This is a genomic window from Rhizobium sp. Rhizsp42 (assembly GCF_047304155.1).
Taxonomy (GTDB): domain Bacteria; phylum Pseudomonadota; class Alphaproteobacteria; order Rhizobiales; family Rhizobiaceae; genus Rhizobium.
This window is the reverse complement of the sequence record NZ_JBGLYS010000049.1, coordinates 1-16,318: the sequence shown is the minus strand read 5'-3', so window position 1 is coordinate 16,318 and position 16,318 is coordinate 1. Positions and strand designations below refer to the sequence as shown.

The following is a 16,318-nucleotide window of genomic DNA, read 5'->3' as shown; positions in this document are numbered from 1 at the left end:
GAAACGCTAAGTAGTGCGGCCGGTGAGCGATACAGAATGCGGGTTAGCTGACGATCGGGGCGAAGAGAGCGCTTGATCAACGAGCACACATCCTTGTTTGGAGCGGTGTTCCAGCGAAGGGCCGTCGTTTCCAATTAAAGGAAAGAACTTCTAGCCACGAGCAGTCCGAGGCGGTGTTGCCTCCACTTGTCTGAAAATCTGTACGGCGCACTGCCCATGTTCGAGATAATCGCGAGAATCGAGCAAGCGGAGGGGTGGCCCCCGCCTGCTCTTGGTGATTACCGGGCGGCGGTAAGCTTGAGACGGGACACGCCCGCGGCCACGTTCAGACCAGTGTTCGCCTCGCCGCTCAATGGCTGCAACGCATAGTTCTTGGAATTTCCGCCCACGAGCGCATTGGCGCCCAAGCCCACGCCTACCGAGGCCGCGGCAGATGCGCCGACATAAGTTCCAGCCAGCGCTCTATCGCCAACTCGCGTTGGGGCAGTGTTGACAACGATCCAGCTAAGATACGACTTTCCGGTGATGCCGACATCGACGCCGAGCTTGCCGATCGTGCCGGTGTAGCGCTCGATTTTGCCAGTCCGCTGCTTGAAGTTGCAAGTCACGGCTTTGCTCGATCCAATGATCATTCCCATCCCACCCGCGACTTCGCATGAAAGGGTACCCAACCGTTCCCGTGGCTCGGTCGCGGCAATGTGCTGTGGAGAGTGCTTGGACTGTTTATGCATCGACGCGGCGTTCGCCTGCGGAACGAGCGCGAGCGATGCTAATGTGGTGATCAGGAGTGCGTTTCTCATCTTGGGGTCCTCTTGTTCAGCCCTCTCGATAAACGCCATCCCCGGCAATTCGTTCAAACGGCTCGTCGCTTTCCGGCATGATCGACGGCGATCAACTACACTCTGTGGATCTGTCACGATACCTTCAGTATTCATTCAACAATCCGATGAGTACGGAAATTAGAAGCTCGAAGCTTTCGAGTCGCACCGGCTGCGCAAGATCGGCAGCGGAGACGTGTTGTTTCTCGACCCGCACACGACTTTCAAACCGCAAGTGATGTCCCCGTGACCGGCAGCGATGAAAAGCCGCGACTCGCCAAATTAAGCTGGAGGTTTACTGCACCGGTGGCATCGAACCCAGTGATCAAATCGAGTGGGTAGCGGAGACACCAAGCAGACTGAATTAGGGTTCTAGCAGACGGTACGCTGTGACCTTCAAAATGATCGATGGTCTGAATCTTGCTATCCGGATGTAGGTCCGTTCGGATTTTGTGACGAGACGAACACGTTGAACCAGTCCGAGATTGGTGCGTCCATCTTCCTGTCTCACGATCAGACGAAACACAAGTCCGGACTATGACGTCCTTCAAGCCGAACAAGCGTGCATGGTCGTAGGGATGCGATTTTCCGGAGCTTCGAACCCTGGCTGCCGACACGTTGCGATGCGCGCGCCGTAGTCAGGTTTCGCCGCTTGATTAATCCCAAGACGTTCCGCCAGGGATAGAGTTTGGCGCGCAACTTCCCATCCCATCCCATCCCTCCATCCACGAGGAACGCAACCACACTCGCGAGCCGGCGGGACGCCCTTCGCGCGCCTACTCCATCGTATGGCCCGATATGACCCCATACCAACCCAAGACGGCACCATCCGCGCCAAGATGGGCGCGAGCACGGCTCAAGACTGGGCGGTATGTTCCATCGGGCCGGGCAATCCTAAACTGGATCTCCCACGGCTTTCCCGTCGGGATCCATTCCAACCAGGTTGATCGTACCCGCGCCCGGTCCTCCGGATGCATCTTTCCCATCCACCGATCAATGCGGTCCTGCATCGTATCGTTCGGGAGATCCTCGAATGTTGGGCTGATGTAATAAACAACGCCTTCTACCGTGGCAGCCCAGGCGATATCCGGATTGAGTTCAACGGCGCGACGAAAGTGCTCTTCGCTTTGCTGGAGCGTTTGGATGACGAGGTTCTGCTCAGTCACATCTATGGCGACGACCGAAAACCCTAGGTTCTCGCCGCCGATGTCACAAACCTTCTGCGCAAAGACGCGAAACTCCTTGCTGCCCATGCGATAGTCTTGAGGTGGAAGTGGATCCGTGCCCAGCGACCTGCTCAGGACGGTTTCCACGCGCTTGAGGATCTCACCCTCCATGACATCGTAGATCGTCTTGCCTTCCAGTTCGCGTCCGGTGAGCCCGTGCATTGCCGCAAAGATGTCATTCGCCCGCACGTGCCGGAAATGAAGGTCAAGGAAGCAGAGGCCGACGGGAGCCTGTTCATATAGAGTCTCCAGCTGATGGAGTTGCTGGAACGGAGACGTGTCAAGCAAGGAGGTTGGGGCAGGCATCTGTGGAAGACGCTGAAAAACGTCGAATGCCTGGGACGCGGGCACGCCTTTTCCAAAAAGCCAGCCTTGTGCCAAAGGACAGCCAAGCGCTCGCAGTATAGCCGCCTCGGTCTCCGTCTCGACGCCCTCGGCGACAACCGTTATGTCGAGACTCTGGCCCAAACCGACGACTGACGACACAATCCTGCGCTTACGGTTATCATGCTCCAGGCCGCGCACGAACTGAGCGTCGATCTTGAGCTTACGGAAAGGGAGGGACTCTAGTCGCGCAAGGCTGGAATAACCTGTTCCGAAATCGTCAAGCGAGATTGCGACTCCGATCTCATTGAGCCGGTTGAGTGTCCGGTAGGCAACCGCACTATCGGAAATCAAGGAGCTCTCCGTGATTTCCATCTGGACACGGCCGAGCGGGAACCCCGTTCGCGAAGCTATGGCGCTTAGCCAATCCGGCAAGTCATCGCGGAGAAGCTGATCGGGGGTAACGTTGAACGCAAGAAAAAACCGACCCTGCCATCTCGCCGCCGCCGCGCACGCCGATTGCAGTAAAGCCTCCAAAAGAATGTCAACGAGCTGATGTTTGTCGAGAAGGGGAATAAACTGCGCTGGGCTGATGTCCCCGAGTTCGGGATCGCTCCACCGAGCGAGGATCTCAAATCCAGCGAGAGATCCAGAGCGAAGGTCAACGATTGGCTGGAAGGCCGGCCAAATATCCTCGCGCATCAGCGCGATTTCGAGCCGGGACCGTAGCTCCCCGGGGGGCATCGTCATGTTGAAGTAAGAAACTTCCATCCCCCGTCCCCATGAATTCAAAGCTCCCAAACATCTTGCGACAGTGACCTAGTGCAAGATCGTAGTCCACTCTAGTAAAATCGTCGAACCCGCATACAAGATCGCGAACGTCGATCCGATCTTTTATGTAACATGCCAGCGCTATCCGCCACGATAGCATTCGTGAAAATGGTTTGACATACAAGCCGACGCATTTGCGCACACCTGGTGCTTCTTTCATTATCTCGCTCCGTGGCGAGCTGGACAAAGTCTTTTAATCCCGTGGCCGCATCGCTTGTCTCCTCGATTTTACGCCGTGGGTGCCCCCGTGCACGGTTGACAAGAACAATTCGACTGGGACACGTCGTGCTGATCTCCCTTAGTGTAACGCGGTCGTTCATGTAGGTTGCCACGGCGCTAACGGCAGCGCAAAGTCTGGGCAGCCAGCACGTCAATGGGAGACGAGCTCGGCGAACTGACTGTCAGGCGCGCAAGTATCGGAGACATGGGATGAAAAGGTCGATCGACATCACCGCCTCGGGTGGGAAGGTTCCGTCATGGACCTACACCCCGGATACGGGCAACTTCGTGAAAGGTGCTGTCCTCTTCTTCATGGACGCCATGGGGCCTCGCCCCGCAATGGATGCGATGGCTCAAAAGCTGGCCAACGCCGGCTATTTCGTGCTACTGCCCGACCTATTTTATCGGTTCGGGGCGTACGGCCCTTTTAGTGGCTCCTCTTTCGGCGACCCTCAATCCCGCGAAAAACTTGTCAAGATGATCAACGAAACGACAACGGCGATGACGGTGGAGGATACATCCGCGTTTATCGCCGCTCTCGAGGGAGAAGGTCACTCAGGGCCGTATGGGGTGGTGGGGTATTGCATGGCTGGGCGACGCGCGCTCTCGGTAGCCGCCAAATACCCAGAAAGTTTCGCTGCCGTCGCCAGTTTCCATGGCGCGGGTCTAGCCGCTGATACACCGGACAGCCCTCACCTCCTGGCTTCGGACATCAAGGCGCGAATATATGTCGGTACCGCGTCGGAAGACGCCAGCTTCCCGCCGGAGCAATCGACACGTTTCGTCGACGCTTTCCGACGCTCGGGCGCGGATTTTGCGCTCGAAAGCTATGTTGGCGTTCATCATGGGTGGACAGTACCTGATCGTGACGGCGTCTATGACGAGTCAGGCGCCGACCGACACTGGCGGCGCTTACTACAGCTGTTTGATGAAACAATCCGGTAGGTGGGAGGAGGTTTAGATGCCAAAGATCCCGCCGCCCCCTAGCATTGTCGATCCGAAGCCTCACGTGGCCGGATAGTCATGACACGGCCCCGTTGGATGATGCGGTTTCGGACATTTGAAGTGTCAACGCGCCGCGCGTTTCCTCCTCAGACGTGCCGGAGTTGTGCCAGGCAATTCAACGATCGAAACCCAGGGGCGGCGACGCATGAGTTTGGCGGCACGGCCGCACCGTCCCGCCGCGCGAAAATAGGTCGACAGGAAGGACGGCAGTTGGACCTAATCGGGATTTGATCGTCGGAAGTTCGTCAAACCCGCGAGGTCTTGCCGTCCCGTCTCAATAGACGGAAATGGGCCGATGAAGACGTTAACGGGCGGTCGCGATCTCAACACGCGAGGCATTCTTCGCAAATCCCGCACCCATCATCGTCGATCCAGGAGCGTGAACGCGGCTTGAGGCAGCACAGGCAGACCACTAAGTCCCTTTCTTGAACATCTTCCTTTTCAGGTGGCAGGATCTCAATCGGAATTTCACTGACTTGAACAACCGCGGGCTCCATCTCGGGTCTCCACTTCGAGGAACTTCACCTAAAATAGTTAGGCTTCGGCCCCCCAACAAGATCGAGGCCCCCCGACCGCACCGATCTTGGACACCTCCTATTCTCCTCATCAGTCTCGTTTAGGGAGTGGGCGGGTTACGCTCCCATCTCATCGTCCCGACCTTAATTGTCGATCCGTGGCCGGTCCATCAAGTCATCTTCGCGCGTTAGTCGCGGCCCTCAAGCTGTGCTTGCGTGTTGGAGACTTCGTGTAAATTCTCGTGCGCGCCCGCGTTGAGGCCTTACTCGGAGTTTCGGTTTTTGGCGTCGCTTCCACTGACGCCCCCTCGCCTCGGTGGCGCGCTTCGCACTTTTCAAATGAATGAACGCCCGCGTTCGCCGGCTGAAGGTCCATCCCCCAGCTTATGCCATCGTTCAGGATGTTCGACCGACCGGGTTTTCAAGTCGGGAGCTTCCGTTCCCGCCAGGCGACATTTCGCGAGGCTATGTTGCATTCTGGCACTCGACTCTTGAACGAAAGCGCGATTTCCTGCGTTCGGATAGGAGTTACTAATGTATTATGAGTGGAACGAGTTACGGTTTCGTCGCCAGTATCTCATCAAATTTGTTTCGGCATGGGCCATCGCGATAATCGTCGCCTTCCTGCCTGTCTGGTGGCTAGTCCAAGAGGCAACCTTCCCTTGAAGCTGGAGATCGTTCATCGCCCTTAGTAGGGCGAGGATCGCATGAATTTATTCCGTCAGACCATGCAAGCGGATGGTGCGAATCCGTCGTCCGCGGGACATAATCTTCTTGGATGTGGCAAATCTCCCTGGAGCGTGACCAATCACCGACTGGTCTTGGGCATCTCCTCGTCGAACCTGGTATTTTCACGGCCCGGATCCTCGGACAGGATTTCTTCCTCGACGTCCTCTGGCAGCGGCTCGTCCGGGTTCACGTTCGCCTCGTCGCGACTGGGAATCGCTGGGACAACACCCCCTGAGTGGTGGTGAGCGCCGCCGCCCAGCGGCGCGCTGTCAGTCGGCTCTGGCGCTTGGACTGGCTCGAGGTCCATTTCCGGAGGTCTGGGCTTCCAGGTTGGCGTGGGAATCGGTTCATTTTCTCGCTTGTTATTCGTATCGCTTGTCATTTTTTTACCTCGATCTTTCCAGGTAGGAACCTGTCTTAGCCCACAAGGTTCCGACGTGGCTCATGTCCGGATATATCGCGACGCTTGGAACCAATGTGTGCCGGCCGGTTTGAAATGTCGCGGTCATCTCGGCGGGACCGGGTCCGACGCTCCCGTGCGCCGCTGGTTGAAACGAGGTGCTGGGGACAGAGCCCGCTCGAAAAGCCTCGAACGGGCACGCAATCATACCGCGCAGTCGAGCGCCTATGAACCCACGTTACGATCGGATCGACGTTTCGCGACCAATGGAACTTCCTCGATGTTGGCAAGCAAGTGTCGCCTTATGAGGAACCGGCGGACGCCTTCCCGGATCGCGGGGAGCGGCACAATGCCTCGCGCGGCCATGCGACAGGCCTTATCGAGTAATTCATATCTTGTATCCCTGGCCTCTTCTGGAAACTCCTCCAAAAAATCGAAGACGTCCTCAAGACTGGCCAGTTCTTGAATGTAGTGGCGTTTCCTCAGAAAAAGTGGTGCGTCAAACAATGTGTTTGCCATCGTCTTCTCCTTTCTCAGACGCGTTCGGCGGCGCACGATTTGGGGACGGAAGCTTGAATTTCAACCCCCCCACTTTTTAGCGCAATCGGCTGGGATTCAAAAGCAAAAGGCGCCGCAGCGCGGCAATCATTTCGTCGCGCGCGCTTACCGCGCGCCGTCGCGCGAAGACCATCGGGGGCCGAATTAATGCAAGCGTGCGGGGAAAGGCCGAAGCCAATCCTTGTCGCGAGCGGAAGTAGGACTTCGGTCCGATAGCGGAACGAGCTCGAGCCAAATGCATTTTCCCTTTCAGGACGAAAAGGAGTTATGATGAGCGAAGATCTTTGGGACAAGCCGGTCGAACTTATGGTCGATAGTGCCGATCACTTCCGTTGTGTCGCATGTAGCCGCGACGCGGTGGCATTTCTGATGACGTCTTGGCCGACCAAAGGTGGCAAATCCTTCTCGGCGGCCAGGCGGGCGTGTCTACAGGCGCTTGACGGACGGATCGCCACCGCCACGGCGAAGCTTGCCTTTGTTCAAGCGGCTGAGGAGGCGGGGATTCTCAGGCATTGATGTTCGTCAGTTCCCTTGCCCGTTTTGGCGGGTCCCAAGTGTCAAGCGTTTTTGTGGAACGTCGTGATGACAGCCGAAGGACGAGGAACTCGTCATAACACGACAGCTCTTCGGCGCGGGCTAAATGCTCAGGCCGCGTAACCATTGCCGCGATCGCAGGCTCTCGGGCGTGGGCGATGCGAAAAGCGTACGTTAGCGTACGAAAAGCTTTTTTTTCGCCCGACGCGCTATATCCCGTGAGTATGTTGATATTTCGCAATCGCTTGCTGAGCGTTCTGTCTCCCGAGGTCAGGCAGTCGTTGCAGCCTTTCTTGAAGCGACGACCGTTCCAACGCGGAGAGAAAGTCGAGAAGCCTCCTCACGCGGTTCAAAGCGCCCTTTTTGTTGAAGAGGGCGTGATTTCCGTTATTTTCCCCTTGTCGCCAACGGTGAATGTCGAGGTGGGCATGATCGGGCGAGAAGGAATGACCGGCACAAGTCTTTTCACTGGGGTCTCGCCAGCGCTTTTCATCGCTGAGGCGCGCTCCGCCGGCTGGGCGTTCGAACTTCAACCGGATGCGCTGATGGCGCTTGTGCGGCGAGACGAAGAGTTCGCGACAAGGCTTGAACGGTATCGCGCATGGCGAAATGTTCAGTCCGCAATGATCGCCGCCAGCGGCCGCGCGGGAAACATAGAGCAGAATCTCGCCCGCGAGCTGCTTATGCTGCATGATCGGATTGACGGCGATAAGATCGTCGCGACGCACGAGGAACTTGGCGCCTACATCAACGTCAGGCGCGCCAGCGTCACGGAATGGCTTCATGTCTTCGAAGGCGAGCACTGGATCAAATCAAGGCGGGGATATGTTGAAATAACCGATCGCCCTGGCCTCGAAAACGCGGCGGGAGACTTCTACGGCCCCGCCGAAAACGCGTGGTTCGATATGCTGGCGAAGCTGCCACCCGACGCGATGGCCGCGCAATAGGGGACGTTAAGAGGAACCCCTCGTGGATGTCGACGTTTGGGGTTGTCGCCTTAACGGCCACGCAGCTCCAATTTGCCGATAGGGCGAAGGGCTTTTCGTTTCTGGCGACCCTTCGCCACTCCCTCGTGATTGCGGCGGAACATGCCGCCTCATGGCGAGTTATTCCCCCGCCGAGCAGGTCTTCCATGCTTCCTCGGCGGGTGGAGGGCCAAAGTCCCTCAACGCTTGTCGGCTCTCCACATCCCCTTTCGATGGAACTCGCGGCCGCCGGCCGGACCACGCAACGACGAGCGGTCGCCGGTTACGTGGCGGGCTGTCCGCCCATTGGAGAGACGACAGGATCCAGCATGACCGTTTACGGCCCAAGCCTTCGCCTCGCGCTACTGCTTCAACACCTGACGACCGACCAGTTCAAGCCACTTCCGGTGGGTGTTGGTCGAAAGACGGTCAACTTGGCGGAAGAAGCAGGATTGGTTGAGGTCAGCGATCGGTCAGCGGCACCCAGGTGTCGCCTCACGGATGCTGGTCTTGCGCATAGAAGAGCGAACCCCTACCGCTTCGACGGATAGAGCGCGCCAATAGCTGGAAGACAATGCGCGAGGTCGCGGCTTGCGCGGTTGGCGAAACAGTCTTTCGGTCTCATCGTAAGCCGTCTTAAGATGATCGCGATCAACGCGGCTCGCCTTGGATGATCTCTCGACGGACAAGCCTTGGCCCGTGAGGCGGCAAGAAGCGTCATCATGTTGCGCATTGGCCGCACTCGCTAGGAAAATACCGTGGCAAGGTAAAACGGTTGCTTTCTCGGGGCCTTGCCGGTGCTATGTGTGCATACACGTGTCGTGATTCGCCGACATCGAGCTTAGGGAATGGGTTTGAATATGAAAGCATTGGCGGGTCGCGTCTTGCTGTTCGCCGTGGCGGCTGTCAACATTTCGCTTTCGCCATTATTGGCCCACGCGGATGAAAAGATCTTCGACGAATTGCGCTTTGGTGCCTCGGCGTCGATCCAGGACGGCCACAGCCACGAAGATGGCGTCTTCCCCGAAGTCACGGTCTTCTTCGACCCGTTCGGCCAGGATACGGCAACGGACTGGAAGCAGACGCTCGCGCGTCCCCGCCTGAACCTAGGCACCTCGATCGGCACCTCGGGCGAAGCGACGCAAATCTTCGGCGGCTTGGCCTGGACCGTAAACTTCAATGAGACGGTTTTCGCCGAAGCCGGGTTCGGTGGCGTCTGGCACAATGGCGATCTCGATAACAGCGCCGATGGTCCCGATCTCGGCTGTCGTTTCCTCTTCCACGAATATGTCGGCGCCGGTTATCGCTTCGACGCGCACTGGAATGTCATGGCGCAAGTCGCGCATTCCTCGCACGCCAATCTCTGCGACGGACCGAACAACGGCATGACGCGCGCTGGCGTACAGATCGGTTACAAATTCTAAACGCCGATGGTGCTCGGCCCCGCTTGCCCGTGCGAGCGGTTCATGCCGCGCGCCGTTTGGACGTGTGCGATTGTCGTTGTCGTGAGAGCCAATACGCTCATTGACGATTTGCGATTATCACCGCCACCGAACGCGCGGACTGACGAGCATCCGACGGCGGTTGGACCCGCGGGTTGCTCGATCGGCCCGCATCAGCTCCTCGCGGAGAAGAGCGCGTCGCCGTTGCAGGATCTGGTGCCTACTCCCTTCGGCGGGGGTGTCAATCTTGGGCGCTTGTGATTTACCTGATCGAGAACTGAACGGTCCCTGTCATGCCAAAGGCCCGCCAACGCCCCGGCGGGCTTTTTTCCTGTTGATATTAATCTCCCGCTAACCACGCCCGGCGTGCGTGCTCCACCGCCTACGTGGCCGGTGCTGAATGTTGCTTGCGCCGCACACCCCTCAATGCTTGCGACGCGAGAGATCCGGTGAGTGACCCACGAGGACAATGACCGGATCTCAATCCCCTCTCGCGGTTTCCTCCGTCGCGAATGATAGTCGCCGGGCGCCGCTCGTGTGCTCGTGTTCCGTTGAGCGCCTCGTTGTGGATGACCACGCTCCGGCACGCTGAAGGGCCCCAACGATATCGGATAATTGACTCGTCATATCGTGCATGGATTTTGCTATTTTGTCGCATCGGGGGCTCTGGCGGTGTCACGCGGCGGGGAAGCGGTGCGCTTATGCGAAGTTGGCCTCCGAATATCTGCTCCGATCGCCCAGGTAGCGCGCATCGCGACGCGTACATACCGAAACATTGCTTGGACGCATCCTTGTAGTCATCATAAGATGGACACGCAGGGCGCCCACACACTTCATTGATATCATGGAATTTTTCCTGAGGTAGGGAACTTTATGGTTGATCGTTCGTCTACCGATGGGGCCACTCCTATGCTTGTCCTCGTGGCTCTCTTCCCCAATTAGCCCCTGGCCTATGCCGGGGTTTTTTTTAGCATCGTTTCGAACGCTCTGTTGGAGGGGTATCCGCTCGAAAACTCATCTGGTCGCACCGCGGAGAGGACTGAAAGGTGAAGGAAATCGACGAGCAGGTCGAGAATTCATGGCGCGGATCGGCGTGAACCGATGTCAGGCCGCGGACAAACCATTTCTACAGCAGCAATTTCTTCAAAAACGGCGATCGAGAACGACTTGAAACCTAGAAAATCACATATTAGATTTTCGACATTGATCACAACTTGGCGCAGCGATGGAGGATGTTATGAGCCCCGTTGATGTTCTGTGGGCAAACCCTGTGACGATCAGGCTGACAAATGGCCTCGAGAGGTCGTTCAGCAGCATTTCGGATGCCCTGGATTTTCTGGAGTCCGAATGGCCATCTAGGCGTGGCGCATATCACGATGCAGCAGTTGTTACCTGCCGTAACGCGCTAAAGAAAATGACGCCTCCGACCGTGGCGCGTGAGTACTTTTCCGCAGCCTGCCTTGAGGCAGGCTTTGGACCGAAGACAGGTACGCGCGTGGGGCATGCAGCGACGGGTAGTTTCCATGCAAAGGCTCACAGCTCCCATCCGTGATCTGTTGGCGTCGTAAAAGTCTGGCTCAGCTGCTTTGGGAATTGGATGCGCGCACGTCCAATCCCTTGCATCAACCGTGTGTTGTCGGTGCGGAGAAGCTCGGGAAGGGTTTTCCGGGCTTCTTTTTCCCGACGGATGAAGTGGCTCAGACCGCACCATGGTCCTGCACCTCGTGCAGCCCCTTATACAAGGCATGGCGCAGCTGTCCGTCCCTCGTCAAGGACAACGCGGGTGCACCAGCCTATTTGATAGGATGACCACCGCGCCCCTCGCCGGTACATTGGCCAGGCAATCAGAGGTCACTTTGCTATGGCACTCGAAAACTCAACAATCAGAAACCATATCCAGCGAACGCTGGACACCATCAATCGCCTTGATACGTCTGCCGACATAAGCCTACGACATCAGTTCTCCCAGATGGTGGGAGATCAATATGAGGCGCTTATCGGCCTCAGCGTGGTCGAGTTGCGGCAGTTGGCTGCCGTAAGGGAAAGCAAGCAATAGACGGCGATTAGATCGCCTTCCGGATGTAGGCCATATCGTCGGGCAGGATGTGCATGCCAGCCGCGTGGGCGGCATCGACGAACGCAGGGCGGGCAGCGGCGGATCGGCGGCGCCATCACCATGGCGTCGATCGATCTCGCCAGCGCGCTATGAAATCCCGGCTTTGTCTTATCCGGCTGTTCCGATGTCAAGTAGCTGATCATTTCCTCGACGGTCTCGGCGGGAGCATACTGCCCAAAGCGGCGGATCTCGACTTCGAGCGGCTCGATCGGGGTAACGGAAAAGCTGGCCATGACGCGTTACCTTCGACTGACGGGTTGATGCGCACGACTGACAGGTGATGCTCATCAACTGACCCCGAGGTGATTCGTTTCGCGTCAAATCAATGGCTTGCAGATATTAGCTTGAAAGCCTCGTCGGCGGCTATATGTAACCACTTGCTCTTCGAAGAATGGTTGTCACCTATCTTCTCTCAGTTTTCGGACAGCGCACCCAAAGGGAGCGATGAATGTCTGGACTGACCCACTTTTCCAAAATGTCGATAGCGCAGCGCGAGCTCTATGTTGAGACGTTGGCCAGGAGACTTCGTGTCTCTGCCTCAATCGCCAAACGTGATGGCGATGAGCTGTGGTGGATGCTGGATGAACTCGCGGACCAGCTAGACACGAACCATCTGGGTATGGCTGAGGACTATTCGGCAGCTGCCAATGATGTGATCGAAAAAGCGACCCTGTTACTCGCAAAGTTTGAGTGGGACCTTCTGAACGGTACGATTCATTAATCCATGGAACCAGTGGGCGCGATCGAAGTTGGCCGAAGCCGCGTCAACAGCCTTTCCGTTGCGGCTAATCTGGATACTCCTTGACCCCGTCTAAGAACGCGCCGCAACTACATTAGCGATCTGCGCTGCAACGAGGAACTGTTTGCGAACGCGAAGCCCAGCAAGAAAATCATCGGACCCGGGAACGTTCCCTTCGATCACGTGTCTTAGCGACAGCCGCGTTTGTCCCCCGATTCCCGCGCGGCTACCCTCGCTCCAGTTAACCCCGCTTTGTGCGGGGTTTCTTTTATCACCGACACAGGCTCAATCTTGCTCTCGCTAGCAGATCGGCTACCATGGCCTGGTCGCTTGGGAGTGCCCTGACACGCTTGAGTGACAGGCGAAGGGCTTGTTGCCCCCTAAAACTCGAAGCCCTTCGCCTTTCCCAGCCGTCGTTACCGGCTGGCGCTGAAGGCTGAGGATCGGCTGGCGTGACCGTGGATTTGATCGGCGGCGAGGCGACGTGGGCCGGGCCTATCCACCCCTGTAGCGGATTACATATGTAGTCTAGCGTCACCTTGTACGTGCCGGACCAGGTGTAGCGGCCGCCGGCACTATGATTGCCCGCTCAAAGGGGCCATTGCTACCTTCAAAGATGGCCGAACTTGCTCTGCAGGTTGTCGTGGAAATCGGCGCACCGATCGGTTCGAGCATTTTGGCGATCGAGAGCGCCCCTCTCTCGCTTATGAGCCGAAGCCAGCTCGCCGTTATCCGGTAAACGCGCGTGCGCTTCCTTCTTGCGGCAGTCAGCCGGGTAGTCCGGCAGTGGGACGTTTGCCCGCGCCTGGCCCTTGATCTCGGCCGCGGCGCTCGTCCTGTCACTTGGACTGTAGCCACTCACGAAGACCGGGAGTAGCGGCAGCGGTTAGCGTCAGCCAGTTTTGCTTCATAATCCGCGATCTGCTGTTCCATGCGGTCCTTGTCGGATTGTTCCGAGCTGAGAGCGGCTTCGGCGCGCCTCCGGTACTCGTCAAGGGCCTGAGAGCCTTTGGGACGAAGATCGCGCTCCTTGTTGAGCTGAGCTTGCAGGGCGTCGTGTCCGTAGGCTGAAACCATGGTGGCTATGGTGATGCGCACCTGCTCGGCCGCATACGATTCGACCTTGCCCGGCGGCTTTAACCGTCTGTTGCAGATCGCGAAATACAGGATGTTTCATGGCAAGGAAGCAGTAACTGCTGCTTGCCAAAGCGCCGTAGCAAAATTACAACCGTGATAATTGAAGTGTGTGAGACCTGCCTCTGTGGATCCTACCGTTAGAGTGTCTGTACCAGCGCCTGCGAAGACGTCGACACCACTACCTGGTCACACGCGGCTCGTATCGCGGGGGCTACCACACCCCTTGATATGTGCTTTTCCCGATGAACCATGGCGCCAGGCAATCTGCGTCACGAGATTTGGCAATGATGACCCTTAGGCAAGTGCTCGCCGATCCTAGTCACCGCTTCTTTCTCTTTTTCTTAACGGGTTCATCGCTGAGTTCGATCCAGACGGGAGCATGGTCGCTGGTGTGTTCCCAGCCGCGCACATGCTTATCTACCTCCGCCTTCGCCAATCTCTCGGCCGCCTCCGAACTCAGCAGCAAATGATCTATCCGAAGCCCGGCATCGCGGGCATACGCGTTCCTGAAGTAATCCCAGAACGTATAGATGCGTTTGTCTGGATGCAGATGACGAAGGGCGTCCGTCCACCCTTGGCCGACGAGGTTCTTGTACGCCTGCCGCACCTCGATGCGGAAAAGGGCATCGTCTGTCCAGCGCTGCGGCTTGTAGACGTCTAGCTCGGTCGGCATGACGTTGTAGTCCCCCGCGAGCACGACCGGCACTTCGAGTTCCAGCAGCTCGGCCGCGTAATCTTGGAGACGCTTGAACCAGCGAAGCTTGTAGTCAAACTTCGCGCTTGGATAAGGATTGCCGTTTGGAAGGTATAGGCCACCAATAACAATCCCATCGACGATCGCCTCGATATAGCGGCTTTGCTCGTCCTCCGGATCGCCCGGAAGCCCCATCCTTGTGAGATGAGGTTCCAGTCCCTTGGCGAGGATCGCGACGCCGTTCCACGCTTTTTGGCCTTGCCAGACCGCGCCGTATCCGGCTGCCTCGATTGCCTTGATTGGAAACTTCTCCCGCGGCGCCTTCAATTCCTGCAGGCAGCAGACGTCCGGCTCGGCCTCTCCCAGCCATCTCAGGAGGATCTCGAGCCGGCCGTTTATGCCGTTCACGTTATAGGTCGCGAGCTTCACCGGCTAATGTCGGATTTCCGCTTCGACTTTCTTTCGGGAATTTCCAGCGTTCTTCACGGCCTTCTTGACCGTTTCCTTCGATACGCCTTGCTTCTTCGCTTCGTACTTGACTTCGTGATCCTGACCGCCGGCGACTTTCGCACGGTCCTGGGAGCGGCCTCTCGATGTGGTTGTCATGACAGCCTCCTAAGTTTCGACATCGAGAAAACGGGCATGGAATCAGGAAGTTCCACCGCCTAGGTCGAAAGTCACTCCCCGCATGCCGCGGCCATTGTCGCGCGCCGGGCAGGAGAGCCCCCGAGGAAAGCAAGGCGTGGTTTCCTGAGCCTCGCAGCCCGGGATACGCCACAGTTGCGAAACGCTTCGGAACTGGCGCTGAGTTGCCTTTGTCCCGAGCCGAGGCAAAATGTTGCTGGTCGGCGCGAATAAAAATTCATCCTTCAAGGAACGAGGAAACCGATCGCTGACCTAGCGCGGAGGATTGGTCGAGCATGGCTCGCGTCCAGTGGGGACACGAAGCCCAATCAGACGGGCGCCCAAGCACGCGCGCGAAGCGACAACAGTTCGAATTGCACGCTCTCCCCACGAAGCGATTGGAAACCATGCGGTCGCGCGAAAGGCGTCGAAACTCGATTTTCTAATCTCATGTTCCGATTTTCGACCGGTCCACCGAATCCGGGATTACACGGCGACCATGACCAAGATGAAGAAGGTCGTCGTCATCGGCGGCACGGGCCTGATTGGCTCGAAGGCGGTGAAGCTTGCTTTCTCCTATGACGAGGCGCGATTGCCCGTCTTGCGTTCGTGGAGTTCAAGGAAGGCGCATCCGCGCGCGGCGATACCGCCGTCGTCGTCCGCGCCGAGATCCGCCAGAAGGTCCGCGACGGACACCTTGGCGAGTTCCGCGCGATAGGCCTTCTCGGCCTTCAGCATCGCGGCGTTGATCTGGCAGGGCTTGGGTGAAGTAGCGCCGCGGCAGAGGGTTCGGCCCCCGCTGGCGGATTTCGGCGCACCGGAAGGCGGGCGCCGGCCCCTCGACCGCGAGGACGATGTCGAGCAGGCTGATGTCCTTTGGCGCCTTGGCCAGTCGATAGCCACCCTTCGGTCCAGGTGTGGTCGCGACCATGCCGGCGCCGGACAGCGCCTGCAGGTGCTTGAGCAGATAGCTTGTCGAGATGCCGTGGAGCTCGGCCAGTGCCGCCGCCGATAGCACGCCCTCCTCGGACAACCCCGCCAGGAATGCCGTGCAATGAATGGCCTGTTCAACGCCTTCGCTCAGTTTCATGTTGCATCTCCCAATCGTGGATATAAATAATCCATGATTGTTGCCCGGACGATGGTGTACCCTTGGCCGGAAACGCAGTTCCACGAGTTCCTCGAGACCCTGGCTGGCGCTTATACGGCCGACGGCGCGGTGAAAGTTCCGAATATCGACTTCCAGCCGATCGCGGCCAGCGACGTCGCCGCCGCACTGGTGGAAATCGCATTAGGGCGTAGACTCATAACGACCTGATCCAGATGCGGGTGGCGAGTAGTTTTACGGCTGCTAGGAAGTTTTGAGGGTCCTTGTCATATCGAGTGGCAATCCCTCTGAACTGCTTGAGCTTGTTGAAGAATCGCTCGACGAGGTTTCGCTG

15 protein-coding genes and 2 pseudogenes are annotated in these 16,318 nt (G+C 57.9%); 7 read left to right on the top strand and 10 right to left on the bottom strand.

All coding sequences use genetic code 11. The annotated features are described in order from the left end of the window. Positions 1-278: 278 nt before the first annotated feature. Positions 279-800, bottom strand: a complete 522-nt coding sequence (locus tag ACCD05_RS28990) for a DUF992 domain-containing protein (protein ID WP_112436295.1) — start codon at positions 798-800, stop codon at positions 279-281. Between the two features lie 794 nt (positions 801-1,594). Further along, positions 1,595-3,139, bottom strand: coding sequence for an EAL domain-containing protein (locus ACCD05_RS28985; RefSeq protein ID WP_112436278.1), 1,545 nt, complete (start codon positions 3,137-3,139; stop codon positions 1,595-1,597). 489 nt (positions 3,140-3,628) lie between these two features. Between ACCD05_RS28985 and ACCD05_RS28980 the strand changes: the two genes are divergently transcribed. Then, complete coding sequence (locus tag ACCD05_RS28980; RefSeq protein WP_413396981.1) at positions 3,629-4,363, top strand: dienelactone hydrolase family protein; 735 nt, start codon at positions 3,629-3,631, stop codon at positions 4,361-4,363. Positions 4,364-5,746: 1,383 nt separating this feature from the next. Here the strand turns inward: ACCD05_RS28980 and ACCD05_RS28975 are convergent. Both ACCD05_RS28975 and ACCD05_RS28970 read right to left on the bottom strand, forming a co-directional pair. After that, positions 5,747-6,049, bottom strand: a complete 303-nt coding sequence (locus ACCD05_RS28975; protein ID WP_162718122.1) for a hypothetical protein — start codon at positions 6,047-6,049, stop codon at positions 5,747-5,749. Positions 6,050-6,292: 243 nt separating this feature from the next. Further along, positions 6,293-6,586 (bottom strand): DUF982 domain-containing protein, encoded by a 294-nt coding sequence (locus ACCD05_RS28970; RefSeq protein ID WP_111563963.1) that lies wholly within the window; start codon positions 6,584-6,586, stop codon positions 6,293-6,295. A 309-nt stretch (positions 6,587-6,895) separates the two neighbouring features. Here ACCD05_RS28970 and ACCD05_RS28965 point away from each other — a divergent pair, with 309 nt between their 5' ends. From ACCD05_RS28965 to ACCD05_RS28950, 4 genes are all read left to right on the top strand, one after another. Next, complete coding sequence (locus ACCD05_RS28965; protein ID WP_111564032.1) at positions 6,896-7,141, top strand: DUF982 domain-containing protein; 246 nt, start codon at positions 6,896-6,898, stop codon at positions 7,139-7,141. A 311-nt stretch (positions 7,142-7,452) separates the two neighbouring features. Beyond that, complete coding sequence (locus ACCD05_RS28960; protein WP_162724706.1) at positions 7,453-8,106, top strand: Crp/Fnr family transcriptional regulator; 654 nt, start codon at positions 7,453-7,455, stop codon at positions 8,104-8,106. 878 nt (positions 8,107-8,984) lie between these two features. Further along, positions 8,985-9,548 (top strand): acyloxyacyl hydrolase, encoded by a 564-nt coding sequence (locus ACCD05_RS28955; RefSeq protein ID WP_413396978.1) that lies wholly within the window; start codon positions 8,985-8,987, stop codon positions 9,546-9,548. A 1,243-nt stretch (positions 9,549-10,791) separates the two neighbouring features. Beyond that, on the top strand, positions 10,792-11,118 hold the full coding sequence (locus tag ACCD05_RS28950) for a DUF982 domain-containing protein (RefSeq protein ID WP_413396976.1): 327 nt from the start codon (positions 10,792-10,794) through the stop codon (positions 11,116-11,118). A gap of 428 nt (positions 11,119-11,546) precedes the next feature. Here the strand turns inward: ACCD05_RS28950 and ACCD05_RS28945 are convergent, their stop codons facing one another. After that, positions 11,547-11,915 (bottom strand): hypothetical protein, encoded by a 369-nt coding sequence (locus ACCD05_RS28945; RefSeq protein ID WP_413396974.1) that lies wholly within the window; start codon positions 11,913-11,915, stop codon positions 11,547-11,549. Positions 11,916-12,130: 215 nt separating this feature from the next. Here ACCD05_RS28945 and ACCD05_RS28940 point away from each other — a divergent pair, with 215 nt between their 5' ends. Continuing rightward, the gene (locus ACCD05_RS28940) at positions 12,131-12,403 is read left to right on the top strand and encodes a hypothetical protein (RefSeq protein WP_413396972.1); all 273 of its coding nucleotides are present in this window, start codon (positions 12,131-12,133) and stop codon (positions 12,401-12,403) included. Positions 12,404-13,279: 876 nt separating this feature from the next. On the opposite strand, the gene ACCD05_RS28935 is transcribed toward ACCD05_RS28940, so the two are convergent. From ACCD05_RS28935 to ACCD05_RS28920, 4 genes and pseudogenes are all read right to left on the bottom strand, one after another. Then, positions 13,280-13,519, bottom strand: a complete 240-nt coding sequence (locus tag ACCD05_RS28935) for a hypothetical protein (protein ID WP_413396970.1) — start codon at positions 13,517-13,519, stop codon at positions 13,280-13,282. A gap of 358 nt (positions 13,520-13,877) precedes the next feature. Next, positions 13,878-14,681: an exodeoxyribonuclease III gene (xth, locus tag ACCD05_RS28930; protein ID WP_413396968.1), complete on the bottom strand. Its 804-nt coding sequence runs from the start codon at positions 14,679-14,681 to the stop codon at positions 13,878-13,880. A gap of 3 nt (positions 14,682-14,684) precedes the next feature. Continuing rightward, on the bottom strand, positions 14,685-14,858 hold the full coding sequence (locus ACCD05_RS28925) for a DUF3606 domain-containing protein (RefSeq protein WP_112436286.1): 174 nt from the start codon (positions 14,856-14,858) through the stop codon (positions 14,685-14,687). Between the two features lie 594 nt (positions 14,859-15,452). Then, positions 15,453-15,966 (bottom strand): annotated as a pseudogene (locus ACCD05_RS28920) (RrF2 family transcriptional regulator). Between the two features lie 33 nt (positions 15,967-15,999). On the opposite strand from ACCD05_RS28920, the gene ACCD05_RS28915 reads away from it, so the two are divergent. Next, positions 16,000-16,194 (top strand): hypothetical protein, encoded by a 195-nt coding sequence (locus tag ACCD05_RS28915; RefSeq protein WP_413396966.1) that lies wholly within the window; start codon positions 16,000-16,002, stop codon positions 16,192-16,194. On the opposite strand, the pseudogene ACCD05_RS28910 reads toward ACCD05_RS28915, so the two are convergent. Beyond that, positions 16,181-16,318, bottom strand: a pseudogene (locus tag ACCD05_RS28910) (IS5/IS1182 family transposase); the annotation flags it as partial. The gene ACCD05_RS28915 and the pseudogene ACCD05_RS28910 sit on opposite strands and share 14 nt — an antisense overlap.

Excerpts from the sequence above, each read along its gene's own strand:
- ACCD05_RS28990 (WP_112436295.1), bottom strand. The coding sequence starts at position 800 with ATGAGAAACGCACTCCTGATCACCACATTAGCATCGCTCGCGCTCGTT.
- ACCD05_RS28985 (WP_112436278.1), bottom strand. The coding sequence starts at position 3,139 with ATGGAAGTTTCTTACTTCAACATGACGATGCCCCCCGGGGAGCTACGG.
- ACCD05_RS28980 (WP_413396981.1), top strand. The coding sequence starts at position 3,629 with ATGAAAAGGTCGATCGACATCACCGCCTCGGGTGGGAAGGTTCCGTCA.
- ACCD05_RS28975 (WP_162718122.1), bottom strand. The coding sequence starts at position 6,049 with ATGACAAGCGATACGAATAACAAGCGAGAAAATGAACCGATTCCCACG.
- ACCD05_RS28970 (WP_111563963.1), bottom strand. The coding sequence starts at position 6,586 with ATGGCAAACACATTGTTTGACGCACCACTTTTTCTGAGGAAACGCCAC.
- ACCD05_RS28965 (WP_111564032.1), top strand. The coding sequence starts at position 6,896 with ATGAGCGAAGATCTTTGGGACAAGCCGGTCGAACTTATGGTCGATAGT.
- ACCD05_RS28955 (WP_413396978.1), top strand. The coding sequence starts at position 8,985 with ATGAAAGCATTGGCGGGTCGCGTCTTGCTGTTCGCCGTGGCGGCTGTC.
- ACCD05_RS28950 (WP_413396976.1), top strand. The coding sequence starts at position 10,792 with ATGGAGGATGTTATGAGCCCCGTTGATGTTCTGTGGGCAAACCCTGTG.
- ACCD05_RS28945 (WP_413396974.1), bottom strand. The coding sequence starts at position 11,915 with ATGGCCAGCTTTTCCGTTACCCCGATCGAGCCGCTCGAAGTCGAGATC.
- ACCD05_RS28940 (WP_413396972.1), top strand. The coding sequence starts at position 12,131 with ATGTCTGGACTGACCCACTTTTCCAAAATGTCGATAGCGCAGCGCGAG.
- ACCD05_RS28925 (WP_112436286.1), bottom strand. The coding sequence starts at position 14,858 with ATGACAACCACATCGAGAGGCCGCTCCCAGGACCGTGCGAAAGTCGCC.
- ACCD05_RS28915 (WP_413396966.1), top strand. The coding sequence starts at position 16,000 with ATGATTGTTGCCCGGACGATGGTGTACCCTTGGCCGGAAACGCAGTTC.